Below are 24,806 nucleotides of genomic sequence, written 5' to 3'. Positions count from 1 at the left end.
GCTGGCTACTCCGCCCGTTCCGGCACTGCCGGGGCGGGCGGTTATGTGTAGGTGCCCTGGCAAAGAAGTAGTGTTTTACATGCCCACCCAGCCTTCCCGCACGGCCTGCACCACCAGCCCCACCAGCGTTTTGGCGCCGGTTTTCTGCAGCAGGGCGCGGCGGTGGCTTTCCACGGTACGCACGCTCAGAAACAGCTTGTCGGCTATTTCCTGGTTACAGAGGTCGGCTACTACCAAGCGCAGCACCTCCACTTCGCGCGTGCTGAAGGGGGTAGGAGGGGTGCTGGTTCGGGACACGGTATGGGCGCTGGCTCTGCCTCCGGCTGCGTCGTTGGTGAGCAGGGCCGAGATAGTGGCAACCAGGGCGGCGGGCGCTACATCGTGGCAAAGCAGCGCGCTGGCCCCGGCCTGCTGCAGCTGCTGGCGCAAGGGTGGCGTAAGGCGGCGTCCGGTAAGCACCAGTACCGGCTGGCAGCTGCGGATGCCGCACAGCCGCCGCAGCTGCTCCGGCAGTGGCGGCCCGCCCAGCGCGCTATCCAGCACCACCAGCGCGTAAGCCTGCTGCCGGACCAGTGCCGGCAGCTGGTCCGGGTCGGGAAGCACGGTGCAGGCCAGCGCCGGCCAATGCTCCTCCAGGGTGGCCAGCAGGCCCTGGCGGTGCAGGGAAGGGGGCGCGGCTACCAGCACCGTGCCACAGTCGAAAACAGGAATAGCCATTGGCGCTCGGGTGATAAGGACACACAAACAAGCCTGCCCGACAGGCAGGAAACGGGCAGCAATAGCAATAGGCAGGGTAGAAAACGCCGGTCTATAAGGTGTAGTCGGCGCCGGAGCAGTAGGCTGCTAAAGTAACCCTGGTATGGGCAGCAAGCAATACCGTGTTATGGGTATATTTGGAAATTTTTATACAAAAGCAAGTATAAGGTGTGCCGCCTCTGGGCCAATCTGTCCGGCAACCTACCCGCCGGCTAAGCCAGACACCTACTGCACGCCCCGCACCCGCATCGGCAGCACGAACACCGCTTCCGAGGCCGTAATAAACAGCGTGCTCCGGTCGGCGCCCCCGAAACAGACGTTGCCGGTCCACTCTTCCGGCACCTCGATGTGCTGAATCTGGCGGCCGGCGGGGCTGAATACCATGACGCCCTTGCCCGTGAGGTACACGTTGCCTTCGCTGTCGAGGGTCATGCCGTCGGAGCCCATTTCCACGAACAGCTGGCGGCCGGAGAGGCGGCCGTCGGCGGCAATCTGGTAGCGGTAGGTTTTGTTGGCTTTGATGTCGGCCACGTAGAGCTGCCGGCCGTCGGGCGTGCCGATGATGCCGTTGGGCTGCTCAAGTGTATCATCTACCACGAACGGCTGGCTCTGGCCCTTCGGCAGGCAGTACACTTTCTGGCCGCCCAGGCTGGGGTCGGGGGCGGTGCGGGTCCAGTAGTCGCGCTGGTAGTAGGGGTCGGTGAAGTAGATGGCGCCGGTGCTGGGGTGCACCCACAGGTCGTTGGGGCCATTGAGGCGGCGCCCGTCCACGTCGCGCAGCAGAATCGTGCGCTTGCCGTTGGGCGCAATCGACCAGAGCTGGTTGTTCTCATCGGCGCAGGCCAGCAGGTTGCCCTGCGCGTCGAAGTACAGCCCGTTTGCCCGCCCCGACTTCGCCAGAAATACGCTGAGCTGCCCGTTGGTGTCGTACTTCCAGATCTTGTCGTTGGGCTGGTCTGTGAAGAACACGTTGCCGGCTTTGTCGGCGGCCGGGCCTTCCGTGAACTTGAACTGCCGCGCCACCAGCGTAGGCGTGGCGTCGCCGGCCGCCAGGTTGCGCCGGGCCGGCTCGCCGGTGGTTTCGGCTGGGGTAGAAGAGGAGGCGCAGGCGCCCACCACAAGGCCAGCCAGCAGCAGCAGCGCCAGCGAAGAACAGCTGATTGGGAGGGAAGAGAGCAGAGGCATCATCGGGAACGGAATAGGTGCACACTCCTATACAGACGCAAGCCCGCGCCTGCTTGTTGCCCCTGCCGCCGCCCGTGCCGGCCGCCTAGCGCAGGTTGCGCAGCGAAAACCGCCGGAACGTTACCGTTTCGGTTTCCTCGCCCTGCGCAATCAGCCCGACGCGTACGCCCCGGTCCCAGGGCGGCAGGTAGGTACCGTTGATGGCGTAGGCATCGGTGCGCAGCGGCTCCCACAGCTTGCCCTGGTTGAGGCTGTACGAGAAGCGGAAGCGGCTGCCGCCCCAGCACTCCAGGCGCAGCCCCAGCGTGGCGCAGGGTTCCTCGAAGAGCACTTCCAGCAGGCGATGCTTTTTGCCCATGCGCACCAGCCACAGCTGCAGCATATTGTCGCCGGCTACCAGGGCCAGCGCGTTGTACGGGTCGCCGACGGCGCCCAGGCCCGCGAAGGTGCCTTCGGTGAGGGTAGTGGCATCGAGCAGGACGCTGGTGCTGTAGGTGGCGGCGTAGGTGCGCCGGGCCACCACGGTGCCTAGGCGGGCGGGATTGGCGCCCAGTCGAAGCTCATTATCAGCCACTGCCAGGCGCGGCAGCGTGCCAATCGGCCACTGCCACTTCAGGCCCAGCGCGTCGCCCTCGAAGTTGTCGGCTACGTTCATGGTGCGCACATCTGCCAGGGGCGCGGCCTGCGGGCTGTTGTTCACGAAGTGGGGCCAGCCTTCGGCGTTCCAGGTAAACTCGCTCAGCAGGCCCTGGCGGCCCACAAACTCATGGCTGTCGGCGTGGTAGGCGTGGTGCAGCAGAAACCAGCGGCCGTCTTTCTCGGCCACGGTGCCATGGCCGGGGCATTTCCAGGTGCTGTTGTCGGTGAGGATGGGGTTTTGCGGGCACTTCTCCCAGGGGCCCAGCAAGGTGCGCGAGCGGGCTACTCCTTCGGCGTAGGTGCAGTACTTGCCGCAGCAGGCGTTGCCGGCGTAGAACATGTAGAAGTAGCCGTTGTGGCGCACCATGGCCGAGCCTTCCACCAGCGGACCTTCCCAGGGCGCGTCGTTGCGGAACAGCTCGTGCCGCTCACCGGTCAGCTGCAGCGTCTTTTCGTCGATGGGCTGGGCCCAGAGCGGGGTGGCCTCGCCGCGGCTGTTGCCGTCGTTTTTCCAGACCAGGTGCAGCACGCCGTGCTCGTCCCGAATCGGAAACCCGTCGATGGAGCCGGCTTCTTCGCCCACCAGCGGGCCGTGGTCGGTGTAAGGGCCTTCGGGGTGGTCGGCGCTGGCCACGGCCACGCACAGCATGCCGACGTGGCGCTGGCCCAGTACGTATCCCCGATTTGGGCAATGGTCGGGTCGGGGAAGTCGCCGGGCAGCACCAGCTGGTCGTAGACAACGGGAGCCGGTGCTACCGGCGCATTGGCAAAAAGCGGCTCGGGCCGGTCAACCAGCAAGCGGGCGTCCGGCAGAGGAATAGTAGTTCCGGGTTCCAGTTCGAAAGACAAAGCGGAGGGATGTAGTGAGGTAGGGCCCTGATAGGTCAGTTGGCGGCGGCGGGACTGATGCACTGTGCCGTCTGGGGGAGCCGTCGGGCAAAAGGCAGGCCAAAGCGCGGCTGTTTTTGGTACTAAGAAAAGAAAGTTTAGCCCAACTGCCGGGCTTGTGGGCTGCTTGAAAAATGCGGTAAGACCTTGTACAGGAACAAACTGTGAAAAAATTGAATGTGTTGCTCCTGTAATTATTCAAAGGTAAACAACACCGGAAAATTGACTCCTTCTCCTATCTGTTTTTTGCCCAACTCCCCTATTGCGTCGGTAGAAAGCACACCCAGCCCGATAAAACTCGCTCTGCAGGTGCCGGTTCAGGTGAGCCGGTACTCACCGTGGCGCAGCTCCTCCGTAGTGGCGGCGCGTTGGCCTTTCGCCCCGAATCTGCGTAGCTTCCATGCTGTTCGCGCTTTCCTTCACCCTGTCTCAGAGCCCGCCTATGTCTACCCCGTCTGCCGTTGCTGCCACTTTCGAACGTCATTTCGGCTATGCCGCGCCCTTGCTGGTGCGGGCGCCCGGCCGGGTCAATCTGATTGGCGAGCACACCGACTACAACCAGGGCTTTGTGCTGCCGGCGGCCGTTGATAAGGAGCTATACTTCGCGGTGAGCCTGAGCGAGAAAGCGCAAATCCGGCTGGTGTCGCACGACCTGAACGAAACCTGCGCCATAGCCCCCGACCAGGTGCACCGCACCGAAACCCAGTGGGCCAATTACCTGCTGGGAGTAGTGGCGCAGCTGCAGAAGCGCGGCGTGGCCGTGCCAGGCTTCGACTGCGTATTTGGCGGCAACGTGCCGATTGGCGCGGGTATGTCGTCGTCGGCGGCCGTGGAGTGCGGGCTGGCTTTTGCGCTGAACCAGCTGCTGGGCACCGGCATCGACAAGATGGAACTGGCCCACGCCGCCCAGAAAGCCGAACACGAATACGCTGGCGTCATGTGCGGCATCATGGACCAGTTTGCCAGCCTGTTCGGGCAGGCGGGTTCCGTGGTGCGCCTCGACTGCCGCTCCCTCGAATACGACTACTTCCCCTTCGATACCCAGGCCTGCCGCATTGTGCTCTGCAACTCCGGCGTGAAGCACAGCCTGGCCGATTCCGAGTACAACAAGCGCCGGCAGGAGTGCGAGCGGGGCGTGGAGATACTGCGCCGCCACTACCCGCAGGTGCAGAGCCTGCGCGATGCCACACTGGAACAGCTGGAAACGCACCGCGACGAGCTGGGCCCGCTCACGTTTCGCCGCTGCGCCTACGTGGTGCGCGAAAATGAGCGGGTGCTGGCCGCCTGCCGCCACCTGGAGCAGCACGACTTGGCTGCTTTCGGGCAGCAGATGTACGCCTCGCACGCCGGCCTGCGCGACGACTACGAAGTAAGCTGCGAAGAGCTGGACGTGCTGGTGGAAGCCGCCCGGCAGGTGCCCGGCGTGTACGGCGCGCGCATGATGGGCGGCGGGTTCGGGGGCTGTACTATCAATCTGGTGGCGCCGGAGCAGGTAGAGGCCTTTATCGGGCAGGTGGGCGCCGCGTTTGAGCAGCGCTTCGGGCGCGTCCCCGAAACCTACCAGACCACCAGCGTCGGCGGCGTGTCGGAGATAGGGCCGGGCGGGCGGTAGCCGCTGCGCCTTCCGCCCGCCATTCTATCCACCGTATCCCTCCTTTTCAGCCCAGCACCCATGACAACTTTCGACAGCACCGAGCACGCGCACCGCCGTTTCAATGCCCTCACCGGCGAGTGGGTGCTGGTGTCGCCGCACCGCTCCAAGCGGCCCTGGCAGGGCCAGCAGGAAACGCCCGAGCCCGAAGTGCGCCCCGCCTACGACCCCACCTGCTACCTCTGCCCCGGCAATACCCGCGCCGGCGGCATCCTCAACCCCGAATACACTTCCACATTTGTGTTTGAGAATGATTTCGGGGCGCTGCAGGCCGATGTGCCGGCCGGCAGTATTGATGAGGGCGGCCTGCTGCGGGCGGAGGCGGAATCGGGTATCTGCCGCGTCATCTGCTTCTCGCCGCGCCACGACCTGACGCTGCCCGAAATGGAGCTGCCCGCCATTCGGGAAGTAGTAGACCTGTGGGCGGCGCAGTATCAGGAGCTGGGCGCCCGCCCCGATATCAACTACGTGCAGATTTTCGAGAACAAGGGCCAGGTGATGGGCTGCTCCAATCCGCACCCGCACGGCCAGATCTGGGCGCAGCGCACCGTGCCCACCGAGCCGGCCAAGGAAACCGTGCAGCAGCTGGCCTACTACGAAAAGCACGGCCGCACCCTGCTCAGCGACTACCTGGCAATAGAGCTGCGCGACAAGCAGCGCGTGGTGCTGGAAAACGAGCATTTTGTGGTGCTGGTGCCGTTCTGGGCGGTCTGGCCCTTCGAGACGCTGGTGGTAGCCCGCCGGCCGGTGCAGGACGTGGCGCAGCTCACGGACGCCGAGCGCACGGCCCTGGCCGACGTTGTGCGCCGCCTCACCATCCGCTACGACAACCTGTTCCAGATTTCCTTCCCGTACTCAGCCGGCCTGCACCAGCGCCCCACCGATGGGCAGCAGCACCCCGAGTGGCACCTGCACCTGCATTTCTACCCGCCGCTGCTCCGCTCTGCCACGGTGCGCAAGTTTATGGTGGGCTACGAAATGCTGGGCAACCCGCAGCGCGACATCACGCCGGAATTTAGTGCGGAGCGCCTGCGCGGCCTCCCGGAAGCGCACTATAAAGCTGCGGCCGAGTAGGAGCGGGGCAGGTTGCACTTAGTGCGGCATGTGGCTGATTTTGGCTTCGTCGAGGTCGAGCTGGGCTTCCTGGTGGCGGAGCATTTCGTCCTCGAACCGGCCTTCGCGGCGGAGCAACAGCAGCTCTTCGCGCTGCACGCGCAGCACATCCAGCAGCACCTGGTGGTAGCGCTTCAGCGCCTGGCGCTTCGAGTCGTCGTAGTCCAGGGCTTCGAGCAGGTTGCCGGTGCGCTGGGCCTCGGCGTGCATGCGCTGGTGCAGGGACCTGATCAGCTCGTTTTCCCGCATGTCGGTGGTGTAGTGCTGGCCCATGTGCGCCAGCGCGGCGGCGCGCAGCCGCAGCCGGATGCCGGCTTCCTGCTCATCGGCCGGCATGCGGGTGTCGTTTTCCGAAACGCGGGTGAAGCGGATGATGGCCGGCAGCGTAAGGCCCTGGAACACCAGCGTCACGAGAATAACCACGAAGGTGATGAACAGAATCAGGTTGCGCTGCGGAAACGCCTGCCCACCCGACAGCAGCAGCGGCACCGACAGCGCCGAAGCCAGCGACACGACCCCGCGCATACCGGCCCACCCCAGAATAAGGGTGCCCTGCCAGCCGGGGCTGGGCTCCGAGGCCCGGATGCTGCTGAACCAGCGCGGCACAAACGCCGCCGGATACATCCAGGCCAGCCGAATCACAATCACAATTACGCTGATGACCAGGCTGTAGATGATGGCCTGCTGCAGCGAATAGGAGCCCAGCCCTTCTACCGCCACCGGCAGCTCCAGCCCAATCAGAATAAATACCAGCCCGTTCAGCACGAAGCCCACGCTGGCCCACACGCTGGTAGACTGCAGGCGGGTGTTGGCATCGAACACGCGGTGCGAATGGTACGACATCAGGAGCCCGCCACTGACCACGGCCAGCACGCCGGAAAAGTGAAACTCCTCGGCCAGCAGGTACATGGAGTACGGCGCAATAAACGTCAGGGCCGTGTTGATGCTGGGCGTGGTGGGCAGGTAGCGGTGAATGAAGTAGAACAGCTGCGCCACGGCCAGCCCCACCACCAGCCCCATGCTGCTGACCAGCAGAAACGTGCCCACCGCCTGCTGCCACACAAACGTGCCCGATACCACCGCCGCCAGCGCAAACCGAAACACAATCAGGCTGCTGGCATCGTTGATGAGGCTTTCGCCTTCCAGAATAGTAGTGATGCGGCGCGGTACTTTGATGCCTTTGAGCACGGAGGTAGCGGCCACGGCATCGGGCGGCGAGATAATGCCGCCCAGCAGAAACCCCAGCGGCAGCGTGAAGCCCGGAATCATGGCCCGCGACACGTAGGCCACGATGGTGGATGTGAAGAATACCAGCCCAAACGCCAGCAGCACAATGGGCCGCTTCCAGCGCCAGAAGTCGTGCCACGAGGTATACCAGGCGGCTTCGTAAAGCAGCGGCGGCAGGAAAATTAGAAAAATCAGCTCGTGGTCGATGACGATGCGCGGCAGGCCCGGCACCAGGCTCAGCGCCAGGCCGCCCAGCACCAGAAAAATAGGGTAGGAAATGCGCAGGCGCTGGCTCAGCATCACGAGCAGCAGCATTATAAACAGCAGACCCAGAACAAGTAGTACGTCTTCGTGCATAGGGAACGGGGCGCCGGAGCGGCCGGAAAACAGAGCAATTTGCCCGAAAAGGTAGCGGTTCGGCGCAAAGGAAACCGCCTGCTTACCTCGGGAGTATACAGTGCCGGCACCTTACAGGAAGTTAGCCGCCTGCCCGACTCACCGGCGGCCCGGTGGCGTATATTTGCAGCGTGGCGGCCGGCGCCGCAGGCACTTTATGCAGCTAGAGCCAATACTCGAAACAGAAGGACTGGTACTGAGCTACGACCACGAAAACGAGTGGTTGTATGCCGAGTGGCGGGGCGAGCACACCCGGGAAAGCTCCTGGGCCGCCTGCCAGCTGATGCCGCAGGTGATGCAAACCTGGCACTGCTCTGAAATCCTTAACGACAACAGCTCCATCACGCACCAGTCCACCGGGCTTTCGGCGCGGTCTTTTGAGTTGCTGGAGCAGATGCGGGTGGCCGGGCTGCGTTACATGGCGTGGGTGTATCCGCGGAGCTTCCCGGCTCGTACGTCTTCCGAAACGCTGCTGCAACCTGTTCGCAGTCCGCTGGTCGCTACCTTCGATGATGTCGCCTCCGCTTGTGTATGGCTGCAGCGGCGACAGGAACATCTGCGCTGATACGGCTGGTGGCGGGCCGGCACCTGTGGGCTGTCCTGCCACCAGCCCTGCGCAGCCACTGCACTATATCGGTTCCTGCCGTGCCGGTTGGGATTAAAACATCAAGTTGCGCGCCTGATTTATGGTAGATTTTGTTGCTCTGTTTCGTCCGCTTGCTGAGCGTAGCCAGCTGCTGTACTACATTTATCACCTGGAAACCCGGCGGTTTTTGTACGTGAGCCCGGCCTACGAAACAATAACCAGCCGCCCGGCCGCCGCCGTCAACGATGACCTGCCCGACCTGCTGGCCCTGGTGCACCCCGACGACAAGGCCTATGCTGACGGCTGCCTGCGGCACTTGCTGCGCGGCTCTTTTCTGGAAGATGTAGAGCTGCGGCTGCTCCATCCTGATGGCCGCATTCAGTGGCTGTGCTGCACGGCGGCCCGCGTAAGCGAGGCCGACGGCCGGACCTACCTCAGTGGCACCATACAGGATACCACCAGCGCCCGCGAATACCGGGAAAACGCGGACCGCTTCAACAAGAAGAAGAACGCTACGCTCGAAATCCTGTCGCATGACCTGGCCGGCCCCTTCGTGATGATGCAGCAGCTGGCCGAGTTTGTGGGCGAGAAAGTGGTGCCGCTGCAGGATGAGATGCTCGACGGCATGTTGCGCGTGATGAAGAATACCTGCCAGGACAGCGTCACGCTGATCCGGGACTTCGTGGACAACGAGTTTATGGAGTCGGCGAATGTAGACCTCAAGATTGAGCGGGTGGACCTGGTTGCTGAGCTGCGCGAGGTGCTGGAAGAGTACCAGCGCTCCGAGGTGAATCTGGCCAAGAACTTCCTGTTCCGCCCGGCCAGCCCCCGGATTTACGTCGAGCTGGACAACAACAAGGTGATGCAGGTAATCAACAATCTGGTGTCCAATGCCATCAAGTTTACGCCCGATGGCGGCCGGATTGAGGTCAGCGTAGCCGAAGAGCCCAGCCGCGTCCTCATCACCGTCGCCGACAGCGGCATCGGCATTCCCGAGCACCTGATGCCCGTGCTGTTTGAGCGGTTTACGCCTGCCCGCCGCCCGGGGCTGCGCGGCGAGAAAACCACCGGCTTGGGCATGTCCATCATCAAAAGCATTGTGGAGCTGCACAAAGGCCGGATTCAGTGCCAGAGCGTAGAGAATCAGGGTACTACGTTTACCATTGAGCTGCCCCGCGGCGAGCCGGCGTAAGCTGCTGCCGGCGTCGGCTCTTCACCTTTCCGGGCCCGGGCCGTTAAAGAGCAGATGAGAAAACTGCTCTTTACGCTCTGCGCCGGCCTGCTGCTGACCACTGGCGGGTATGCGCAGCCTACGCCCCGGCAGCTGTTGCCGGGCTTGTTTGAGGCGGTACAGCTCGGCCGGATATTTCCTGATAACAAGACCTTTGTGGACGCCGTGCCGCTGCAGTCCCCGGCTACTATCCTGGCCGCGTGGCAGCAGCAGAAAGACACGCCCGGCTTTAGGCTGGAGCAGTTTGTGCGCGCCCATTTCCGGGTGCCCGACGGTGCGGCCGTGGCCTACCAGAGTAATGTAGCCGCCGGCCTGCGCCCCCACCTCGATACGCTCTGGACCGTGCTGCAGCGCCAGCCCGAAACCCAAACGACGCTTTACAGTTCGTTGCTGCCGCTGCCCCGGCCCTACGTGGTGCCCGGCGGCCGGTTCCGGGAGGTGTACTACTGGGATTCCTATTTCACGATGCTGGGGCTGCAGCAGGCGGGCCGCACGGCGCTGGTTCGCAGCATGACCGACAACTTCGCTTACCTGATCAACCAGTACGGTTTCATCCCGAACGGCAACCGCACCTACTACCTCACCCGCTCGCAGCCGCCCTTCTTCGCCCTGATGGTGCAGCTGCTGGCCGAGGCCCAGTCCGATACGGTGCTGCGCCGCTACCAGGCCCCGCTGCTGCGCGAATACGCCTACTGGATGGCCGGCGCCGACTCGCTGGCGCCCGGCACGGCCACGCGCCGCGTGGTGCGCCTGCGGGGCGGTGAGCTGCTCAACCGCTACTGGGACGACAGCACCGAGCCGCGCGAAGAATCCTACGTGGAAGACGTGGAGGCGGCCCGCCACAGCAAGCAGCCGGCCCCGCAGTTCTACCGCAACATTCGGGCGGCGGCCGCTTCGGGCTGGGACTTCAGTACGCGCTGGTTTGGAGAGGAAGGTACACTGGCTTCTATTCGCACCACTGAGCTGGTGCCCGTCGACCTGAACTGCCTGCTGCTGACGCTGGAAGAAACCATAGCCCGCACTTACGCCGTACAGGGACAGCGCGCCACCGCCCGCCAATGGGAGCAGAAAGTCCGGCTGCGCCGCCAGGCCATTCAGCTGTATTGCTGGAACCCTGCTGCCGGCTGGTTCACCGACTATGACCTGACGCAGCGCCGCCCCGCCGCTATTCGCACGCTGGCCGGCCTGTTTCCGCTGGCCTTTGAGGTAGCTACCCCGCGCCAGGCCCGCCAGGTGGTCAGCGGTCTACAGCGCGACTTCCTGAAAGAGGGTGGCCTGCTCACCACGCTCACGGCCAGCGGCCAGCAATGGGACGCCCCCAATGCCTGGGCCCCGCTCCAGTATATAGCCGTGCAGGGCCTCCGGCGCACCCGCCACCCGGCACTCGCCGATACCGTCAGCAACCGGTGGGTACGCCTGAACGCGCGTGTGTTTCAGCAAACCGGTAAGTTGCTGGAGAAATACAACGTAATAGATACGCACCTGCCTGCCGGCGGCGGCGAGTACCCGCTGCAAGACGGCTTCGGCTGGACCAATGGCGTGCTGCTGAAATTTCTAGACAGCCAAAAAGCACGTCGCTAAGCCGGCCTACAGATTCTTGAGCCAGGCCTGGCGTAGCGCCAGTTGGGCAGGGGTGGGGTTGGGCAGGGCCGTCAGCTGGTAGCGCTTCACCTCCTCGTTGCCTAGCAGCTTGCACTTCACCTGTTTCTCCTGCCCGGCGCGCCGAATCGTGAGGGTGTATGCCTGGCCGGGTTGGCTGGCTTTGGTTTTGGCCAGGAAAGCGCGCATGCCTTCCCGGGTCACGGCCTCGCCCTGGTAAGCCACAAGCTGGTCGCCGTCGGCCACGCCACAGGCTTTCAGCTCAGGACCTACCTGCTCGAACACGATGCCATTTTCATCGGATTTGAAGCTGGTGCCCAGGCTGGCCAGCTGGCGGCCGGTGCGCAGAACCGGAGAGTACTGCACGCCCACTTTCGCGTAGTAGTCGGTCAGGGGCAGGGGCTGGGCCTGCTGCACGTAGCGCGCAAAAAAGTCGCCGATTTCGGGGTAGGTGAGCTGGGTAAAGTCCTGGAAGAATGTTTTTTCGGCGAAGGGCTTGGTGGGGCCGTAGCGCTTGGTGAGGTCCAGGATTACTTCGCGCAGCCCGCGCTTGCCACCCGACAGCTCCAATAAGCGCAGATCCAGCAGGGCCGCCGTGAGGGCCCCGCGCTGGTAGATGTTGCCGTACTGGCGCTGCCCCTCATCGGAGAAAGAGTTGAGGCCGAGGCGGCTGAGCGAGTAGGTGGTGTCGGCGTAGAGGTGGTCGTAGGCAATCTTGCTGCTCATCTCCTGCAGATACTTTTCCAGCGGCATCAGTCCGCCACGCAGCTGCATCATGCCGGCCGCCCACTCGGTCGTGCCTTCATACAGCCACAAATGCTCGGAGCCGGTGGGCTGCACGAAATTGAACTGCTGAATAACTTCGGAATGGATGTTGAGCGGCGTCACGACGTGGAAAAACTCGTGGGCCGCAATGCTGGTGATGCCCGCCGCCGACTCGGGCGTGAGCGGCTCCTCGCGCAGCACGTATTCTGAGCTGTAGGAATGCTCCCAGGCCCCGTTGCTCACGTCGTCGAAGTGGTAGAGGAAGGTGTAGCGCTGCACCGGCAGCTGCACCAGAAACTGCTGGGCGGCGTTCAGCATCTGCTGCATTTCCTTCAGCAGCGGCTCGGCCTGCACCTGGTCGGTTTTCGAGTAGCAGAACAGGTCTACCTCGGTGGTGCCGAGCATGGTTTTGGCCTGGGTGAGGCGGCCCAGCAGAAACGGCGAATCTACCGCGTGGTCGTAGGTGTTGGCCGTGTAGTAGCCCTGCGCATCGGCCGTCAGCGCCGTCCCGATTTTCCAGTTCTGCGGATAGTTCAGCTTGATGCGCAGCGGCCGCGCCTGCCAGCCCTGCGGATAGCCCAGAATGGTCTGGCCGTTGAGCAGGGCGTGGTCGGTTTCGAGCGACGAGCCGCACATGCGGTACACGGCGTGCTCCTTCACGGGCGTGTCCCAGGTTTCGGCAATGGTATAGCGGATTTCGCGCGTCTTCTCGGGTTTCAGCAGCTGCCACTGGTTGGTGGAAAGCTGCTTCACGGCCAGCGGCTTGCCCTTCTTGTCGAAGGCTTCAAACGTGCGCACGAAGCGGCCAATATCCATCACCTGATAGGTGCCCGGCGCGGTGGCCGCAAACTGGTACACCCCTTGTTCTTTGCTGAGGGCCGGCAGCTCCAGCTTCACCTGAAACTCGTTGCTGTTGGCGGCCGGGTCCATGCTGATGGTGTAAGTGAGCGGGGCCTGTGCCAGGGCTGCCGCAAGCGGAACAGTCAGGAGGGCGGCCAGGGCGGCGAGTCGGGAAAGGAGTTTCATAGGGCGGCAAGATACAGATACATCCAGGCGAAAGGATGCGGAAAGTCGGCCAGCGTTGCGCCCGGGGCCACAAAGCGCCTTTGCCGCCGGGAAAGTAGAGCGGTGCGGAGTGTGCCGGCCGGAAGCGGTATCTTTGGGCTTCGCTCTGCTACTACACACCTCTTACAACATGCTGAAACCCTTTACTCTGCTCCTGGCCCTGTGCGGCTGGGCGGCGCTGGCCCGCGCGCAAACTCCCGCCACCTACAACTTCTACTACGGCAACCTGCACGCCCACTCCAGCTACTCCGATGGCAACCAGGATGAGGCCCGCACCGGCTATGCCACGCCGTTGCAGAACTACAGCTTTGCCGATGCCTCGCTGCATTTCGACTTTCTGGGAATTTCGGAGCACAACCACAGCCAGGCCGGCATGCGGCTCGCCAACTACGCCCGCGGCCTGCGCCAGGCCGACAGCGCCACCGTCGATGGCTCGTTTGTGGCGCTCTATGGCATGGAATGGGGCGTTATTTCGGGCGGCGGCCACGTGCTGGTGTATGGCGTAGACCAGCTGTTGGGCTGGGAAGCCGGCAACTTCGACGTGTTTGTGCCCCGCAGCAACTACCAGGCGCTGTTCAAGGAAATCAACCGGCGGCCGGGCGCCTTTGCCATGCTGGCCCACCCCCAGACCGGCGACTACGGCAACCTGGCCAGCGGCACCTTCAGCCCCACTGCCGACAGCGCCGTGGTAAGTACCGTGCTGCGCTCCGGCCCGGCCACGTCCACCAACATCACGTATTCGAACCCCAGCACCAGCTCCTACGAAAGCACCTACCAGCGCCTGCTGGCCCGCGGCTACCACGTCGGCATCAGCCTCGACCACGACAACCACAACACCACGTTCGGGCGCACCACGCCGGGCCGCCTGGTGGTGCTGGCGCCTTCGCTCACCAAAGCCAGCCTGATGCAGGCCCTGCGCGCCCGCCGCTTCTACGCCTCCGACGACTGGAACGCGCAGGTAAACTTCATGCTGAACGACGAGCCAATGGGCAGCATCCTGCAGGGCGGCACCAACGCGGCCATCAGCGTGTCGGTTGCTGATACCGATAACGAAGGCGTCCGGTCCCTGACACTGATGCGCGGCGTACCCGGCAACGGCGTCAATGCTGTGGTGCTGGCCACTGCCCCGGCCGGTGCCGCCGCCCTCACATTCACCGATACCAACGTCCTGAACTCCAGCTATTACTACTATGCCATCATCGTACAGGCTGACGGCAACCGCATCGTGACGTCGCCGATCTGGTACAACCGCACGTCGGCTTTGTCCAGCGCGGCCGGGCAGGAGCTGGCGCGGCTGGAGGTGTTTCCGAACCCGGTAAGTGGTGGCAGCGCAACGCTGTCGTATGCCTTGCCGGCCTCGGCTTCCGTCACGCTGGAAGTGCTGGATGCGCTGGGCCGCCCGGTGCACACGCTGGCCCGCGCCGAGCGGCAGGCCGCCGGCCCGCACGCCTACGAGCTGAGCACGGCGCAGAGCCAGCTGGCCGCCGGCCTCTACACCATCCGGCTGACCCAGGACGGAGCCGCTACCTACCGCAAGCTGGTAGTGGCCGAGTAAAAAGCCTGCCGCAACTCCCTGATTCTGTAAAGCCCCGGCCCTGAGCAGCCGGGGCTTTTTGCTGCCACAAAACGCCTGCGCCGGCACTCGACGCCGAACCCGGGCTTTCAGAACAGCGTTATCAAAACGATAATTTCTCCTGCTCTCTGGCTTTCTGAACCCGCTTCGCTTATGTGTGGCCGCTATACTACCACTGCTCCCCGCCCCGTGCTGGAAAAACGCTTCGAGGCTACCTTCAAGGCCGAAGCTACGCCGAACTACAACGCCGCGCCGTCGCAGCAGCTTCCCGTAATTCTGAACACTGAGCCCGGCCAGATCCAGCTGCTGCAATGGGGCCTGGTGCCGGGCTGGGTGAAAGACCTGAAAGCGGCCCCCAAGCCCATCAACGCCCGCGCCGAAACCCTGGTCGACAAGCCGTCTTTCCGGCAGCTGCTGCAGCGCCGCCGCTGCCTCGTGCCCGCCGACGGCTTCTATGAGTGGCAGGTAACGGCCGCCGGCAAAGTGCCCCACCGCATTCTGCTGCAGAACGAGGAGCCGTTTGCCTTCGCGGGCCTCTGGGAGGAGTGGGTGGACCGGCAGACCGGCGAGGTGCGCCCTACGTTCACCATCGTCACCACCGAGCCCAACGAGCTGATGGCGTCCATCCACAACCGCATGCCCGTCATCCTGCAGGGCCGCGAGGCCGAGCTGGCCTGGCTGGACGACGCCGTGAGTTTGGCTGAGCATCAGCAGTTGCTGCAGCCATACCCCGCAGACCTGATGCGTGCCTACGCCGTAACCACCCGGGTCAATTCGCCGGCCAACAACGATGCCGACGTGCTGGCAGCCGCATAAGCAGCGGGTATGTAAGTTCGGTGTCACGAAAAAGCCCCCTGCCAGACATGGCAGAGGGCTTTTTACTGTGTCAGGGCGGTGGGCCGCTAGGCGGGCTTGGCGCTGGTATGCTTGTGGTCGTCCGAGGCAATGTCGTGGTCGTCCGAAACAGCATCGGCAGCTTTTTTGGCGGCAATAATGGCAATAATAGCTGCCCCCGCAATGCCAAGAATGAGTTGGGTGGTAGTGAAACGCTGCGACGCCTTTTTGAGCAGAATGCCGCTGTTTTTAATCAGGTCGTCGATTTGGTCGGATTCTCCCTGAAACACCTTGTAGCCGCTTTGCAGGGCGTTAATAATGTCTTCGGGCAGAATCTTCTCGATTTCTTTTTCCACGTTTGAGAGTTGGTTTGCCATAAAGCGCAGGATCGAAAGAAGATGGAACGAATAGAAGCCGCTGACGGCTCCGGAGGGACTATACGCGGAAACCGACGTCCGGGCTGTCCTGCCAGCGGGTTTTTCGGGTGAAATAGATAAAAAAATCAGCGCCCTCAAACAGCCCGCTCCAACTAGCTAAACGGTAGTCTGCGGTACGGTTCAGCTGCTCGCGCTGCCCGTATGGACCGTACTTCTACTGGCTGCGAAGCTGTGAGGGCCGCCGGCAGAAGCCGCCACAGAAAAGCCCGGCCATAAGGCCGGGCTTTTCATTTTTTGCCGGGGCGCAGCCGCGCAGCGTCTCACTCATACACCTTCACCACGAACACATAGTCCTGGAGCTTGCGGATCTGCTGGGGGCGGGAGCTGCCAGCCAACTGGTTGGTGCGCGGCAGGCTGTAGGCCTGCAGGGTGTTCATGGCACTCAGCGAGTCCACCAGCTTCATCAGATACGACGACTTGGTGGCGAAGGCCGCGCTTTGCACGTCCATTTGCCGGCCACTGATGATGCCAATCAGGTTGCCCCGGTCGTCCAGCAGCGGGCCGCCCGAGTTGCCCGGGTTCACCGGGATGCTGATCTGATAAAACGCCGAGTCGCCTTCGAAACCCGTACGGGCGCTCAGTGAGCCGTCGTTGTACACCTGGTCTTCGCGCGGGTAGCCCAGCGTGTAAATCTTCTCACCCAGCTCGGCCGTGCCGCGCTTAAACGAGTAAGGCAAACGGCCAAAGCCGGTGAAGTTTCGGTCTTTGATGCGCAGAATGGCCAGGTCGTGGGCTACGTCGGAGAAGACAGGCTCGGCCCGGAAGCGCCGCCGGTCACGGCCCTCAATCAGCACCGAGTCAGCCCCCTGGATAACGTGGTAGCTCGTGACCAGGTAGCCATCAGACGTAAGCGCGAAGCCCGTACCGCTGAATTTGCCCGGATTGATGGATGCCGGGGCCGCGCCTATCTGATTGATGGCTTTGTTCATCACGCGCTGGGTCCGCTTGATGCGGTCTACATCGCGCCGCAGCATGGTGTAGCCGTATTGTGTGGGCTGCTGGCGGGCTTTCCACCACTCCAGGCCCAGCAGCGTCGTGAATACGGCCAGCACCGCCACCGAAGCGGCTACCATCATGGTAGCGCGGTGCCCCTGCCAGAATTCGCGCAGCTTCTGCTCGGTGCGCGAAATATGCAGCTGCGGCATCTGTGGGTTGCCGGTTTCCAGCACTTCGTCATCGGCGGCCAGCTTCACGGCCTGCTCCGCATCCAGGTCGGCCTGGATGGCGCGCAGCTTGCGGCGGGCGCTCAGGCGCTGCCCGTAACTGCTTAGGGTAGAAGTCAGGTCCGTGAAATCAGCGTAGCGCTGCGCCAGCACAGGGTCGGCCGACAGGCGGCGCTCCAGATCGGTGCGTGCCGGAGCCGCCAGCTCGCCGTGCTGGTAAGCCTCAAATAAAGCGTAATAGTCAGCTTCCGTCATCATAGGGTGAGGCGGGTGGGTGAGGTCCGCATTGGCAGGTCAGGGGCAGTAGGTCAGAACGATTCTTCTTCCTTGTAATGGGTGAAAAACAGTTTTTTCAAACGCACCAGACACTTGTATTTCTGATTCTTGGCGTTGTCGGCGTTGGTGTAGCCAAACTCGGCCGTAAGTTGCTGCATCGACTTGTCGAGCAGGTAAAAGCCTTCCAAAAGCGAACGGCAGGGTTCCCCTAGTCGTTCCAGTGCCTCGCCCATCGTGGCAAAACGCCGGTCGCGCTCCTCCGCTTCCAGCAAATCGGCCTCCGCGCCGGTTTCCAGGTACGGCTCATGGTCGTCGAGGCGGCCGCCGAAGCGGGTTTTCTCGGCAAGCCGCTTGAGCCATAGCCGGCGGCAGACGGCGTAGAGGTAGGTTTTGATCTGGCAGCTAAGCTCGAGCGAGCCGTCGCGCACCTTTTCATAAAACACCATAACACCTTCCTGGTAAACATCCTTGGCCTCGTCTTCGGTGCCGCTGTTTTGCAGCACGTAGTGCGAAACCATGGGGAGGTGCAGCCGGTAGAGCTGAGCCAGGGCCCGGTCGTCGCCGCGGCGGATGGCCGCCACGAATTCGTCGTCGGTATAGGAAGCAGTGGCCTTCGCCATTCACTTTGGTCGTTAATACAAGGATGGAGGTGAAGTAACCCCGCCCGAAAAAATATTTATGCCTTGGGTTACCTTCTTTACTGAAGAGTATGAAGGGGGTTTTCAGACAAATTTTTCAAACTTACCACAACCATGAAGAACCTTCTCAAGGTATCTGCTCTGTTTTTCGCTGTAGCTCTGTCGTCTTGCGAGTCGAAGCCCGCTACTACCGAAGAAACCACCACCACCGAAACCGGCACCGTAGAAACCACTACTCCTGCTGCTACGGACACGACGGCTATGTCGGCTGACACCACGGCTGCTACTACCACGGCTCCCGCTGCTACCACCGAGGCTTCGTCGACCACCACGACCACCACGACCGAGCAGAAGTAATTTCCTGAGGCTGGCTTTTAGCCGGTCTGAGAGCAAAGGGCCCGCTTTTCATTTGAAAGGCGGGCCTTTTTGTGTGGTGCGTAATCACAGTGTCAAGAAATAATCACGAAATATTTAAGCATTCAATATTTAAAATGCAATCTTTGTGGTGAGTTTCTATCCTGAACTGCCCGAATACCCCATCCTAAAACGCAATCCTGTGCTGAGCACGCCATCCACTACCAACTCCGCCGACCCGCAACCCACTGAAAATGGTGGCGATACCGGGGCGGACGGCCTGGCATCAGCCCAGGGCGAGCTACTGCTGCCGCCAGTCACCAGCATCGTGTATAAGGTAGGGGACTACCTTATCGGAGACGCGGAAGACGCGAAACTCGGCGGCCACCCCGACATACGCTACTAGCCGAAATAGCCTGCAAAAGCAGAAACGGCCTTGGCGGGCCGTTTCTGCTTTTGCAGGCACTGGTCTGGGCGTTACAGCTTCTCTTCGAGCCACAAAAAGCCGGCCGCCAGCACAAACAGCGCCATAAACCACCCTATCGGCCAGGCATCGGTTGCTGTTTGCGGGGCCGGCGTGGCGCCAATGTGCGGTGGTAGGCGGCTGCCAGTGCGGGCCAGCTGAGCCCAGCCGTGCTGTTGCGGACCCAGCCAGTCGTGCTTATCAAAAATGTAGAGCCACTGGCTGGCCTGCCCGGGCCGCTCAAACTGCTGCCAACCTGCCTGGGTAGGCCAATACGTGGCAGTGCTCCATTCCGGCAGGCGGCTATCCTGCTGCAGCGCCAGGCGCGCCAGCGGCTGCCCGGCCGCATCGGCCGCAACCGGCGGCCGGGTAGCAACCGTAGCCGCGCTAAGCTGCAGCCCGAGCGGCAGGCCAGGCTTTGGCCAGGGCTCCAGCGCTGCCCAATGGCTTGCGGGCGGGGTAGGGCGGGCGGCGGCAGTCAGCAGGCGGCTCCAGTAGCTGTTGTAGAGGGCCGCTTTGTTTTGCAGCAGCCAGGGGTAGGTTTCAGGCAGCGTAGAAACCACCACGGTACCCAGGCGCAGGCGTTGCGCCGCCACTACCGGCCGCGCCGATTCCGCTACCGAAATCAATGCCCGCGCAGGGCCGGCTAGTTGCAGCGTGGCCGGCACTACGGCCGCGGCCGGGAGCTGGGCCAGCCGCTGCGGCCGTTCAGCAGTAGCCCCGGCCTGTGCCACGAGCCGGATGGTAGACGGAAGGAAGGCGTTTCTGGCGGTGGGGCCGGCATCAGTCAGCACGACCATTCCTAAGCCGGTTTGCTGCTGCGCCGCGCGCAGGGCCTGTGCTTCCGAGGAGGACAGGCTGGTCAGGGCTGCAGCATCAGCTACTACCACGTCGTAGCGGGCGAGCAAAGTGGGAGAGAGGCGGCTGAGGTCGGTCGGCGAGTGGTTGCTAAACTCCGTCTGGGTGAGGCCCCGGCTGATGCCCGCCCGCCACGCCACGGCATGCTGCTGAGCAGCCAACTGATTTTTCAGAAACTTCAGCTCGAACGAAGCGGTAGCCGCCAGCACCAGCACCCGGAGCGGGCGGGGCGGCTGTACTTCGGCCGGCACCGGCTCCCGAGCTACCAGCCGGCCGGTAGGGCCCGCCGACAGCATGGCTACCAGTCGGCCCGCGGTTTTGGGGGTGTAGCGTAGCCGGAAAGCGCCTTGTCCGGCAGGCAGCCGCACAGAATCCTGAACGGTGCCGGCCGCCTGCAGCCGGACCCAGACCGGCGCGCGACTTGCCGACTCAAAAAAACCTTCTATCAGCAGTGGCTGCCCCAGCGCCAGGCTGCGGTTCCAGTGGGCTGTCCGGAAGCCGGTGCGGGCCGGTGGGGCGTGCACCATCAGCTGCATGGTTGCCGGGGCCGGCAGTACGGCCGCTGGCAGGCCGGTGCCCAGCACGTGCAGGCGTTGCACCGCGGGCTGTTGCTCGGCCAGGGCTGCCAGCCGGGCAACAGCAGGCGTGTCGGAAGGAGCTGAGCCGGTGGCAACGAAATCAGGCTGGTAGCGCCAGATACGGGTGCCAGGGCCCAGGCGCCGCAGCAGGGCCCGTAACGTATCAGGCTGATACTGGTCGGTGAGTAGAATGGCTTCGGCCTGCCGGACCAGGCGGGTGGTGTGGGGCGGATAGGCCATGAGCCACAATGCCCCAATGGCGACTACGGTGGCCAGGGCCCGGGGAAGCCGGCGGCGCGGGTCGGGGCGGCGCCATGCGGCTACTGCCAGCGCCAGGCCTAGCAGCAGGCAACTACCCAGGAGCAGGTAAAATATCATAGAGCTTGCAGGTAGCGTTGGCCCAGCCGGTCGGGGCGGGGAGAGCGGAGCGGAGCAGCGGCCGGGGCCGGCAGCAGCGAAGTCAGGGCTTTTTCGGCCGGGGCGAAGCAGGTGGAGCACGCCGCGCGGCCGGCCCGGATGTCGGTAGTGAGCTGGCGCAGCGCCCGCACGGCCGGCAGGTAGGCACCGGGCCGCTGCAACGCGGCCTGCGCGACGGCCTGGCCGGCGCGCTCCAGCAGCAGCGCATCAGCGGCCGTGGCGGCCTGGCCGGTTTGCAGGGCCGCCAGCCGTTGTATAGCTGCCCGGATTTCCGGCTGGGTGGCCGGCGCCGGGACTTGCTTAGAAAGGCGAGGTGCCGCTGCCCCGGCCAGGTCGCCGGAGAGGCGCAGGGTCGCTTCGGGCAGCACTGGCGGCTCGTAGCCCGACTTGCGGACGTAGGCGCGGGTCTGCTGCTGCACCTGCTTGAGCAGCCGCAGGGCGCGGTACTCGAAGGGGCGGGCCTCAGCGGGTTTGGCCAGCCGCAGCCGCAATTCGGCTTCCCACATCTGGTTGAGCACGCCCCGCAGCTTGGCTTTCACGGCGGGCTCCAGGAAGTCGGCGGTTTCCGAGTCGTCGTGTTTGTGCAGGTAGGGGTCCATCAGGGCCTGCGGGCTGTTGGCGTCTTCGCCGGTGGCCTGGCCGGCGGTGCCGTGGTCGTGGCCGGCGTGGTCGGCCGGGTTTTCGTGCGCGTGGTCGTCATGGTCCGCGTGGTCGTCGGCGGAGTCTTTTTGCGCCGCGGGCGGGCCTGCCGTTTCCCCGATGCTGCCCTCAAACTCCTCACTCAGAAACTTGCCGTAGCGCAGGCGCAGAATCTTCTGGTCGTGGCCCAGGCTGTTGGCGCGGTCGGCGAAGGTGGCAGCCGGCAGCGTGGCGCGCTCGGCCATCAGCTTTTCGGTATCAATGATGATCTGGCGCTGGCTGCGGAAGTACGCCGGCACCACATTCACTCCCAGCGAGAGGTCGGTGAGGCCGTCCTGCACCGTAGTGTCTTCCCACTGCACGAGGTAAGTGTCGGAGCGGCTGAGGTGGCGGGCATTGTCGCGGGCACGAACGTAGAAATACACTTCGTCGCCGTAGGTGAGGCCCAGGGCCGGCAGCCGGAGCAGGGCAGCAAGTGTGGCCTGCCGCGGCTGGCCGCTCAGGCTGCCGCTCAGGTCCGTTACCACTTCCCGGAACTTCACGGCCTCGCCCTGGCCCTGCGCCACGGTTGCTACCAGCTGCGCGTCCAGCAGGCCGTAGTCGTCGTGTGCTGCCACTCGCACCGCTACCTGCGGGCGCTGCCCGAACTCAATGAGGGTGTAGGGCTTCGGCGTCTGGATCTGGAGCGTCGGGGCCTGATCGGGCAGGGCCTCCAGGGCGTAGTCGTCGGAGGTCTGCCCCGCAAAGCGCAGCCGGTACAGGCCGGACGCGGCCACCTGGGTTTCCACCACAAATTCCAGCGGCTGGCCCGCTACGGTCCGAAACGGCAGGCGCTGCCGGCCCAATTCGAGCACCGGCGCGCCGGCTTCAGCACCCGAAACCCGCACCGTCCAGCGCACCCGAGAGCCCACAGGGCAGCTAAACGAGAGACTGGCCGGAGCGAAAGCCGGGCGGCGGGTGTAGGCGGGCGGCGTCACCAGCACCCGGGTTTCGAGCAGGCGCGGCGGGGCTGCCTGGCCCGGTGCGGCCGCCGGCGCATCGGGGAAACGAACTGCCAGGGCTGCCGACGGCGGAGTGGAAGGGCGGTACAGCCCGCTGCCCGCCGCCAGCAGCACCAGCAGCGTGCCGGCCACAGCCACGGGCCGCCACGAAAACGGCAGCAGGTGCGGACGGGCCTCCTGCAGCTCCGTTAGCCGTGCCTGCACACGCTGGCGCTGCAACTGTTCCAGCAGGTTCAGGGCGGGGGCATCAGTGTGGTGCAACAGCAGGCCGGTGCTGTCTTCCAGCTCCGGATACAGCCGGTCGAGGCGGCGGGCCAGGGCGGGCAGGCGCGGCTGCTGAAGCCGGTAGATTCCGTAGCCAACGGCCAGTAGCAGCACCCCCAGTCCGGCGCCCACGGCGGGCCACGCGGCCGGCCAGTGCCGGGCCCAGGCCACAGCGGCCAGCCCTACCGCGCCGGCCAGCAGCAGGAGCGCCAGCGTGCGGCGGCGGGCTTCGCGGCGGGCAAGGTGCCGGAGCTGCTCGGGGCCCGACTGAGTGGTAGTGGTGATAGGACTCATGCGGTGGCAGCGGAAGAAGGCGAAGCAGATATACGACGGGCAACCCACCTTTCCAGCGCAAACAGCAGCAGCGCCGCCAGCACCGCCCAGCGGCGCAGCGCCAGCTGCTGCGGCGCCGGCTGAATCGTGGCGGGCGGCTGGTGCGCGGGACCGGCGGGCACCGCCGCTGCCCCCAGCTGCCGGCTGTCGAGGCGGCGCAGGTCGTGGGGGGCGGTGGCGGGTGGCGGCTCCGACTCGGTGCGCAGCACCTGCAGCAGCAGCGTCGGGAACACAGGGGTTTCGGGCAGACTGGTCCAGGCGGGGTGCAGGCGGGTGCGCAGCTGGTAGCGGCTGCCCTGCCCGAAAGCCTCGCGCAGCAGCATGGGCTGGCCGGTTCCCGCCGGCCACACCGGGGTTGCGCGGGCCGGGGCGCGGCTGGTATCCAGCTGCAACAGCTCGATGGCCGAACCGGCTTCCGCTAAGCCAGTTAGGGCGAGCCGGGCTTGTACGGGAGTGCCCTGGGCGGCTTCTTCCCAGAGGTGGCCGCCGCGCCGGGCCCGGGCCTGCCACGCCGGTGGGGCCGGCTGGCTGCTCAGCCAGAACAGCCAGTCGGGCCGGGAGGGAAGTGAATCGGTGGCGGCAACGGTGCGCAGCTCCAGCGGCCGGTGCAGGCCCAGCGCCGCTGCCCGCAGCGCGGCCCGCAGGTAGCGGCCCGATGACGCATGGGCCGCATCAGCGTACAGCACCACGCGTACCGGAGAAGTCTGAATGGGCACGGCCGGCCGGCCCGGCTGCCGCAGCAGGGGCCGGGGGCCGGGCTGATAGGCGAGGCCCGGCAGGCCGGCCACGCGCAGGGCGCCCGCCTGCCGGGGGCGCAGCACCTGCACGGTGCGAAACGTAGTGGCTTCCTCCTGACTGTGGCCGATGAGCAGGCGAAGCGTATCGGGGTGGGGCTGATAGGCCTGGGTTAGCCAGCGGGCCGAGTCCGGCAGTGGCACGGCCTGCCACGTCAGGCGGGCGGGCAGCGCGGGCCGGGCTCCCCCGAAATGCGCCAGGCCGGTACCCGAAAACACCCGCAGCGGCTGCACCGGAAACGAGTCGGCGGCCTGGCGGGCGCGGGTCCAGTAGTCATCGGCCGGCAGCGAATCGGCTGGTAGCAGGGCCCGCAGCTGGCTGAGCGAATCGGGCTGGCTCCAGGCCTGCGCGGAAACCGGCCGGAACCCCGGCGCAAACAGGCGCAGCGCGTAGCCCTGCCGCCGCAACGAGTCGATGGCGGGCCGCAGGGCCGGCAGCACCTCGGGGTGCAGGGTTTCGGGGGCCAGCAGCACGAGGCCCCGCACCGGCCGGGCCGGCTGGGGCCGCTGCCACACCGGGCCGGCCACGGCCAGGGCCAGCAGCGCCACTAGTGCCGCCCGCAGCAGCAACAGCCCCACCTGCTCCAGGCGCAGGTTGCGCAGGCGGCGGTTGGCGGCGGCTTCCAGCCAGCGCACACTGCCCACCCGCACCACGCGCCCCGGCCGCCGGTTCCAGAGGTGAATGGCCACCGGCACGGCCAGCCCCAGCAGGGCCAGCCAGCCGGCGGTGGCAGCAGAGAAAAAAACGGTGGGCATTGGTCAGACGGTGGGGCTTGGTGAGGGGCCGGGGTGTTTGTGAGAAGATGGAAAGCAGCTGCTGAAACGCCCCGGCCTGTTGCTGTACGCGCAGGAACCGGCCCCACGCGCAACCGGAGGCCGGCCTGCAGGAGCGCCATGCTTCGCCGAAAACAGTTGCTTTGGCGGCCGGGCACCGCAAAGTCGCGCCTTTTCGCCGCAAGGTTGCGGTGCCCGGCCGCGACTTCGCGGCAAAAAGGCGCCAGCTCGCGGTTCCGGGCCGCGTGGTTGCGCCCTTTTGCCGCGACTTCGCGATGAAAAGCCGCCAGCTCGCGGCTCCGGGCCGCG

20 protein-coding genes are annotated in these 24,806 nt (G+C 64.8%); 9 read left to right on the top strand and 11 right to left on the bottom strand.

What is annotated here, in order from left to right:
• Positions 1 to 75 precede the first annotated feature (75 nt).
• From BUE15_RS01400 to BUE15_RS01390, 3 genes are all read right to left on the bottom strand, one after another.
• On the bottom strand, positions 76 to 717 hold the full coding sequence (locus tag BUE15_RS01400; RefSeq protein WP_073280899.1) for a response regulator transcription factor: 642 nt from the start codon (positions 715 to 717) through the stop codon (positions 76 to 78).
• Positions 718 to 981: 264 nt separating this feature from the next.
• A complete protein-coding gene (locus BUE15_RS01395) occupies positions 982 to 1,944 on the bottom strand; it encodes an SMP-30/gluconolactonase/LRE family protein (RefSeq protein ID WP_073280898.1) in 963 nt (320 codons plus the stop codon).
• An 82-nt stretch (positions 1,945 to 2,026) separates the two neighbouring features.
• Positions 2,027 to 3,229, bottom strand: a complete 1,203-nt coding sequence (locus tag BUE15_RS01390; protein WP_073280897.1) for a family 43 glycosylhydrolase — start codon at positions 3,227 to 3,229, stop codon at positions 2,027 to 2,029.
• Between the two features lie 681 nt (positions 3,230 to 3,910).
• On the opposite strand from BUE15_RS01390, the gene galK reads away from it, so the two are divergent.
• Together galK and BUE15_RS01380 are read left to right on the top strand one after the other, a co-directional pair.
• On the top strand, positions 3,911 to 5,080 hold the full coding sequence (galK, locus tag BUE15_RS01385) for a galactokinase (RefSeq protein WP_073281167.1): 1,170 nt from the start codon (positions 3,911 to 3,913) through the stop codon (positions 5,078 to 5,080).
• Positions 5,081 to 5,140: 60 nt separating this feature from the next.
• Positions 5,141 to 6,193, top strand: a complete 1,053-nt coding sequence (locus BUE15_RS01380) for a UDP-glucose--hexose-1-phosphate uridylyltransferase (protein WP_073280896.1) — start codon at positions 5,141 to 5,143, stop codon at positions 6,191 to 6,193.
• 18 nt (positions 6,194 to 6,211) lie between these two features.
• Here the strand turns inward: BUE15_RS01380 and BUE15_RS01375 are convergent, their stop codons facing one another.
• The gene (locus BUE15_RS01375) at positions 6,212 to 7,816 is read right to left on the bottom strand and encodes a Na+/H+ antiporter (RefSeq protein WP_073280895.1); all 1,605 of its coding nucleotides are present in this window, start codon (positions 7,814 to 7,816) and stop codon (positions 6,212 to 6,214) included.
• A 196-nt stretch (positions 7,817 to 8,012) separates the two neighbouring features.
• On the opposite strand from BUE15_RS01375, the gene BUE15_RS01370 reads away from it, so the two are divergent.
• The 3 genes from BUE15_RS01370 (at position 8,013) to treF (ending at position 11,253) form a co-directional block, all read left to right on the top strand.
• Complete coding sequence (locus tag BUE15_RS01370; RefSeq protein ID WP_073280894.1) at positions 8,013 to 8,420, top strand: hypothetical protein; 408 nt, start codon at positions 8,013 to 8,015, stop codon at positions 8,418 to 8,420.
• Between the two features lie 121 nt (positions 8,421 to 8,541).
• Positions 8,542 to 9,633: a PAS domain-containing sensor histidine kinase gene (locus BUE15_RS01365; RefSeq protein ID WP_073280893.1), complete on the top strand. Its 1,092-nt coding sequence runs from the start codon at positions 8,542 to 8,544 to the stop codon at positions 9,631 to 9,633.
• Between the two features lie 54 nt (positions 9,634 to 9,687).
• Positions 9,688 to 11,253, top strand: a complete 1,566-nt coding sequence (treF, locus tag BUE15_RS01360; protein WP_073280892.1) for an alpha,alpha-trehalase TreF — start codon at positions 9,688 to 9,690, stop codon at positions 11,251 to 11,253.
• 6 nt (positions 11,254 to 11,259) lie between these two features.
• On the opposite strand, the gene BUE15_RS01355 is transcribed toward treF, so the two are convergent.
• Positions 11,260 to 13,062, bottom strand: a complete 1,803-nt coding sequence (locus BUE15_RS01355) for a M61 family metallopeptidase (RefSeq protein WP_073280891.1) — start codon at positions 13,060 to 13,062, stop codon at positions 11,260 to 11,262.
• Between the two features lie 169 nt (positions 13,063 to 13,231).
• Between BUE15_RS01355 and BUE15_RS01350 the strand changes: the two genes are divergently transcribed.
• Both BUE15_RS01350 and BUE15_RS01345 read left to right on the top strand, forming a co-directional pair.
• Positions 13,232 to 14,656: a CehA/McbA family metallohydrolase gene (locus BUE15_RS01350; protein WP_073280890.1), complete on the top strand. Its 1,425-nt coding sequence runs from the start codon at positions 13,232 to 13,234 to the stop codon at positions 14,654 to 14,656.
• Positions 14,657 to 14,827: 171 nt separating this feature from the next.
• Positions 14,828 to 15,490, top strand: a complete 663-nt coding sequence (locus BUE15_RS01345; protein ID WP_073280889.1) for an SOS response-associated peptidase — start codon at positions 14,828 to 14,830, stop codon at positions 15,488 to 15,490.
• A gap of 86 nt (positions 15,491 to 15,576) precedes the next feature.
• Here the strand turns inward: BUE15_RS01345 and BUE15_RS01340 are convergent, their stop codons facing one another.
• The 3 genes from BUE15_RS01340 to BUE15_RS01330 all read right to left on the bottom strand — a co-directional run bounded on the left by BUE15_RS01340 (position 15,577) and on the right by BUE15_RS01330 (position 18,004).
• Positions 15,577 to 15,885 carry a hypothetical protein gene (locus BUE15_RS01340; protein WP_073280888.1) on the bottom strand — a complete coding sequence of 103 codons (309 nt, stop codon included), beginning with the start codon at positions 15,883 to 15,885 and terminating at the stop codon, positions 15,577 to 15,579.
• A 320-nt stretch (positions 15,886 to 16,205) separates the two neighbouring features.
• Entirely contained in the window at positions 16,206 to 17,366 is a 1,161-nt protein-coding gene (locus BUE15_RS01335) for a S1 family peptidase (protein ID WP_084548746.1), read from the bottom strand.
• A 50-nt stretch (positions 17,367 to 17,416) separates the two neighbouring features.
• Positions 17,417 to 18,004, bottom strand: coding sequence for an RNA polymerase sigma factor (locus BUE15_RS01330; RefSeq protein ID WP_073280887.1), 588 nt, complete (start codon positions 18,002 to 18,004; stop codon positions 17,417 to 17,419).
• 132 nt (positions 18,005 to 18,136) lie between these two features.
• Here BUE15_RS01330 and BUE15_RS01325 point away from each other — a divergent pair, with 132 nt between their 5' ends.
• Positions 18,137 to 18,379 carry a hypothetical protein gene (locus tag BUE15_RS01325; protein ID WP_073280886.1) on the top strand — a complete coding sequence of 81 codons (243 nt, stop codon included), beginning with the start codon at positions 18,137 to 18,139 and terminating at the stop codon, positions 18,377 to 18,379.
• A gap of 148 nt (positions 18,380 to 18,527) precedes the next feature.
• Positions 18,528 to 18,782 (top strand): hypothetical protein, encoded by a 255-nt coding sequence (locus tag BUE15_RS01320; protein ID WP_139252069.1) that lies wholly within the window; start codon positions 18,528 to 18,530, stop codon positions 18,780 to 18,782.
• 71 nt (positions 18,783 to 18,853) lie between these two features.
• Here the strand turns inward: BUE15_RS01320 and BUE15_RS01315 are convergent, their stop codons facing one another.
• The 3 genes from BUE15_RS01315 to BUE15_RS01305 are packed head-to-tail and all read right to left on the bottom strand — an operon-like array spanning position 18,854 to position 24,479.
• Complete coding sequence (locus BUE15_RS01315) at positions 18,854 to 20,653, bottom strand: hypothetical protein (RefSeq protein WP_073280884.1); 1,800 nt, start codon at positions 20,651 to 20,653, stop codon at positions 18,854 to 18,856.
• The gene (locus tag BUE15_RS21410) at positions 20,650 to 22,890 is read right to left on the bottom strand and encodes a DUF4175 family protein (protein ID WP_073280883.1); all 2,241 of its coding nucleotides are present in this window, start codon (positions 22,888 to 22,890) and stop codon (positions 20,650 to 20,652) included. The genes BUE15_RS01315 and BUE15_RS21410 overlap by 4 nt, the downstream gene beginning before the upstream one ends.
• Positions 22,887 to 24,479: a BatA domain-containing protein gene (locus BUE15_RS01305; RefSeq protein WP_073280882.1), complete on the bottom strand. Its 1,593-nt coding sequence runs from the start codon at positions 24,477 to 24,479 to the stop codon at positions 22,887 to 22,889. The genes BUE15_RS21410 and BUE15_RS01305 overlap by 4 nt, the downstream gene beginning before the upstream one ends.
• Positions 24,480 to 24,806: the final 327 nt, after the last annotated feature.

The organism is Hymenobacter psychrotolerans DSM 18569 (assembly GCF_900142395.1).
Lineage (GTDB): Bacteria > Bacteroidota > Bacteroidia > Cytophagales > Hymenobacteraceae > Hymenobacter > Hymenobacter psychrotolerans.
The sequence above is the reverse complement of the archived record's forward strand: the minus strand, read 5'-3'. Positions and strand labels throughout refer to the sequence as shown.

What these genes read in the sequence shown, in the direction of transcription:
- BUE15_RS01400 (WP_073280899.1), bottom strand. Translation starts at nt 717, where the DNA reads ATGGCTATTCCTGTTTTCGACTGTGGCACGGTGCTGGTAGCCGCGCCC.
- BUE15_RS01395 (WP_073280898.1), bottom strand. Translation starts at nt 1,944, where the DNA reads ATGATGCCTCTGCTCTCTTCCCTCCCAATCAGCTGTTCTTCGCTGGCG.
- BUE15_RS01390 (WP_073280897.1), bottom strand. Translation starts at nt 3,229, where the DNA reads ATGCTGTGCGTGGCCGTGGCCAGCGCCGACCACCCCGAAGGCCCTTAC.
- galK (WP_073281167.1), top strand. Translation starts at nt 3,911, where the DNA reads ATGTCTACCCCGTCTGCCGTTGCTGCCACTTTCGAACGTCATTTCGGC.
- BUE15_RS01380 (WP_073280896.1), top strand. Translation starts at nt 5,141, where the DNA reads ATGACAACTTTCGACAGCACCGAGCACGCGCACCGCCGTTTCAATGCC.
- BUE15_RS01375 (WP_073280895.1), bottom strand. Translation starts at nt 7,816, where the DNA reads ATGCACGAAGACGTACTACTTGTTCTGGGTCTGCTGTTTATAATGCTG.
- BUE15_RS01370 (WP_073280894.1), top strand. Translation starts at nt 8,013, where the DNA reads ATGCAGCTAGAGCCAATACTCGAAACAGAAGGACTGGTACTGAGCTAC.
- BUE15_RS01365 (WP_073280893.1), top strand. Translation starts at nt 8,542, where the DNA reads ATGGTAGATTTTGTTGCTCTGTTTCGTCCGCTTGCTGAGCGTAGCCAG.
- treF (WP_073280892.1), top strand. Translation starts at nt 9,688, where the DNA reads ATGAGAAAACTGCTCTTTACGCTCTGCGCCGGCCTGCTGCTGACCACT.
- BUE15_RS01355 (WP_073280891.1), bottom strand. Translation starts at nt 13,062, where the DNA reads ATGAAACTCCTTTCCCGACTCGCCGCCCTGGCCGCCCTCCTGACTGTT.
- BUE15_RS01350 (WP_073280890.1), top strand. Translation starts at nt 13,232, where the DNA reads ATGCTGAAACCCTTTACTCTGCTCCTGGCCCTGTGCGGCTGGGCGGCG.
- BUE15_RS01345 (WP_073280889.1), top strand. Translation starts at nt 14,828, where the DNA reads ATGTGTGGCCGCTATACTACCACTGCTCCCCGCCCCGTGCTGGAAAAA.
- BUE15_RS01340 (WP_073280888.1), bottom strand. Translation starts at nt 15,885, where the DNA reads ATGGCAAACCAACTCTCAAACGTGGAAAAAGAAATCGAGAAGATTCTG.
- BUE15_RS01335 (WP_084548746.1), bottom strand. Translation starts at nt 17,366, where the DNA reads ATGATGACGGAAGCTGACTATTACGCTTTATTTGAGGCTTACCAGCAC.
- BUE15_RS01330 (WP_073280887.1), bottom strand. Translation starts at nt 18,004, where the DNA reads ATGGCGAAGGCCACTGCTTCCTATACCGACGACGAATTCGTGGCGGCC.
- BUE15_RS01325 (WP_073280886.1), top strand. Translation starts at nt 18,137, where the DNA reads ATGAAGAACCTTCTCAAGGTATCTGCTCTGTTTTTCGCTGTAGCTCTG.
- BUE15_RS01315 (WP_073280884.1), bottom strand. Translation starts at nt 20,653, where the DNA reads ATGATATTTTACCTGCTCCTGGGTAGTTGCCTGCTGCTAGGCCTGGCG.
- BUE15_RS21410 (WP_073280883.1), bottom strand. Translation starts at nt 22,890, where the DNA reads ATGAGTCCTATCACCACTACCACTCAGTCGGGCCCCGAGCAGCTCCGG.
- BUE15_RS01305 (WP_073280882.1), bottom strand. Translation starts at nt 24,479, where the DNA reads ATGCCCACCGTTTTTTTCTCTGCTGCCACCGCCGGCTGGCTGGCCCTG.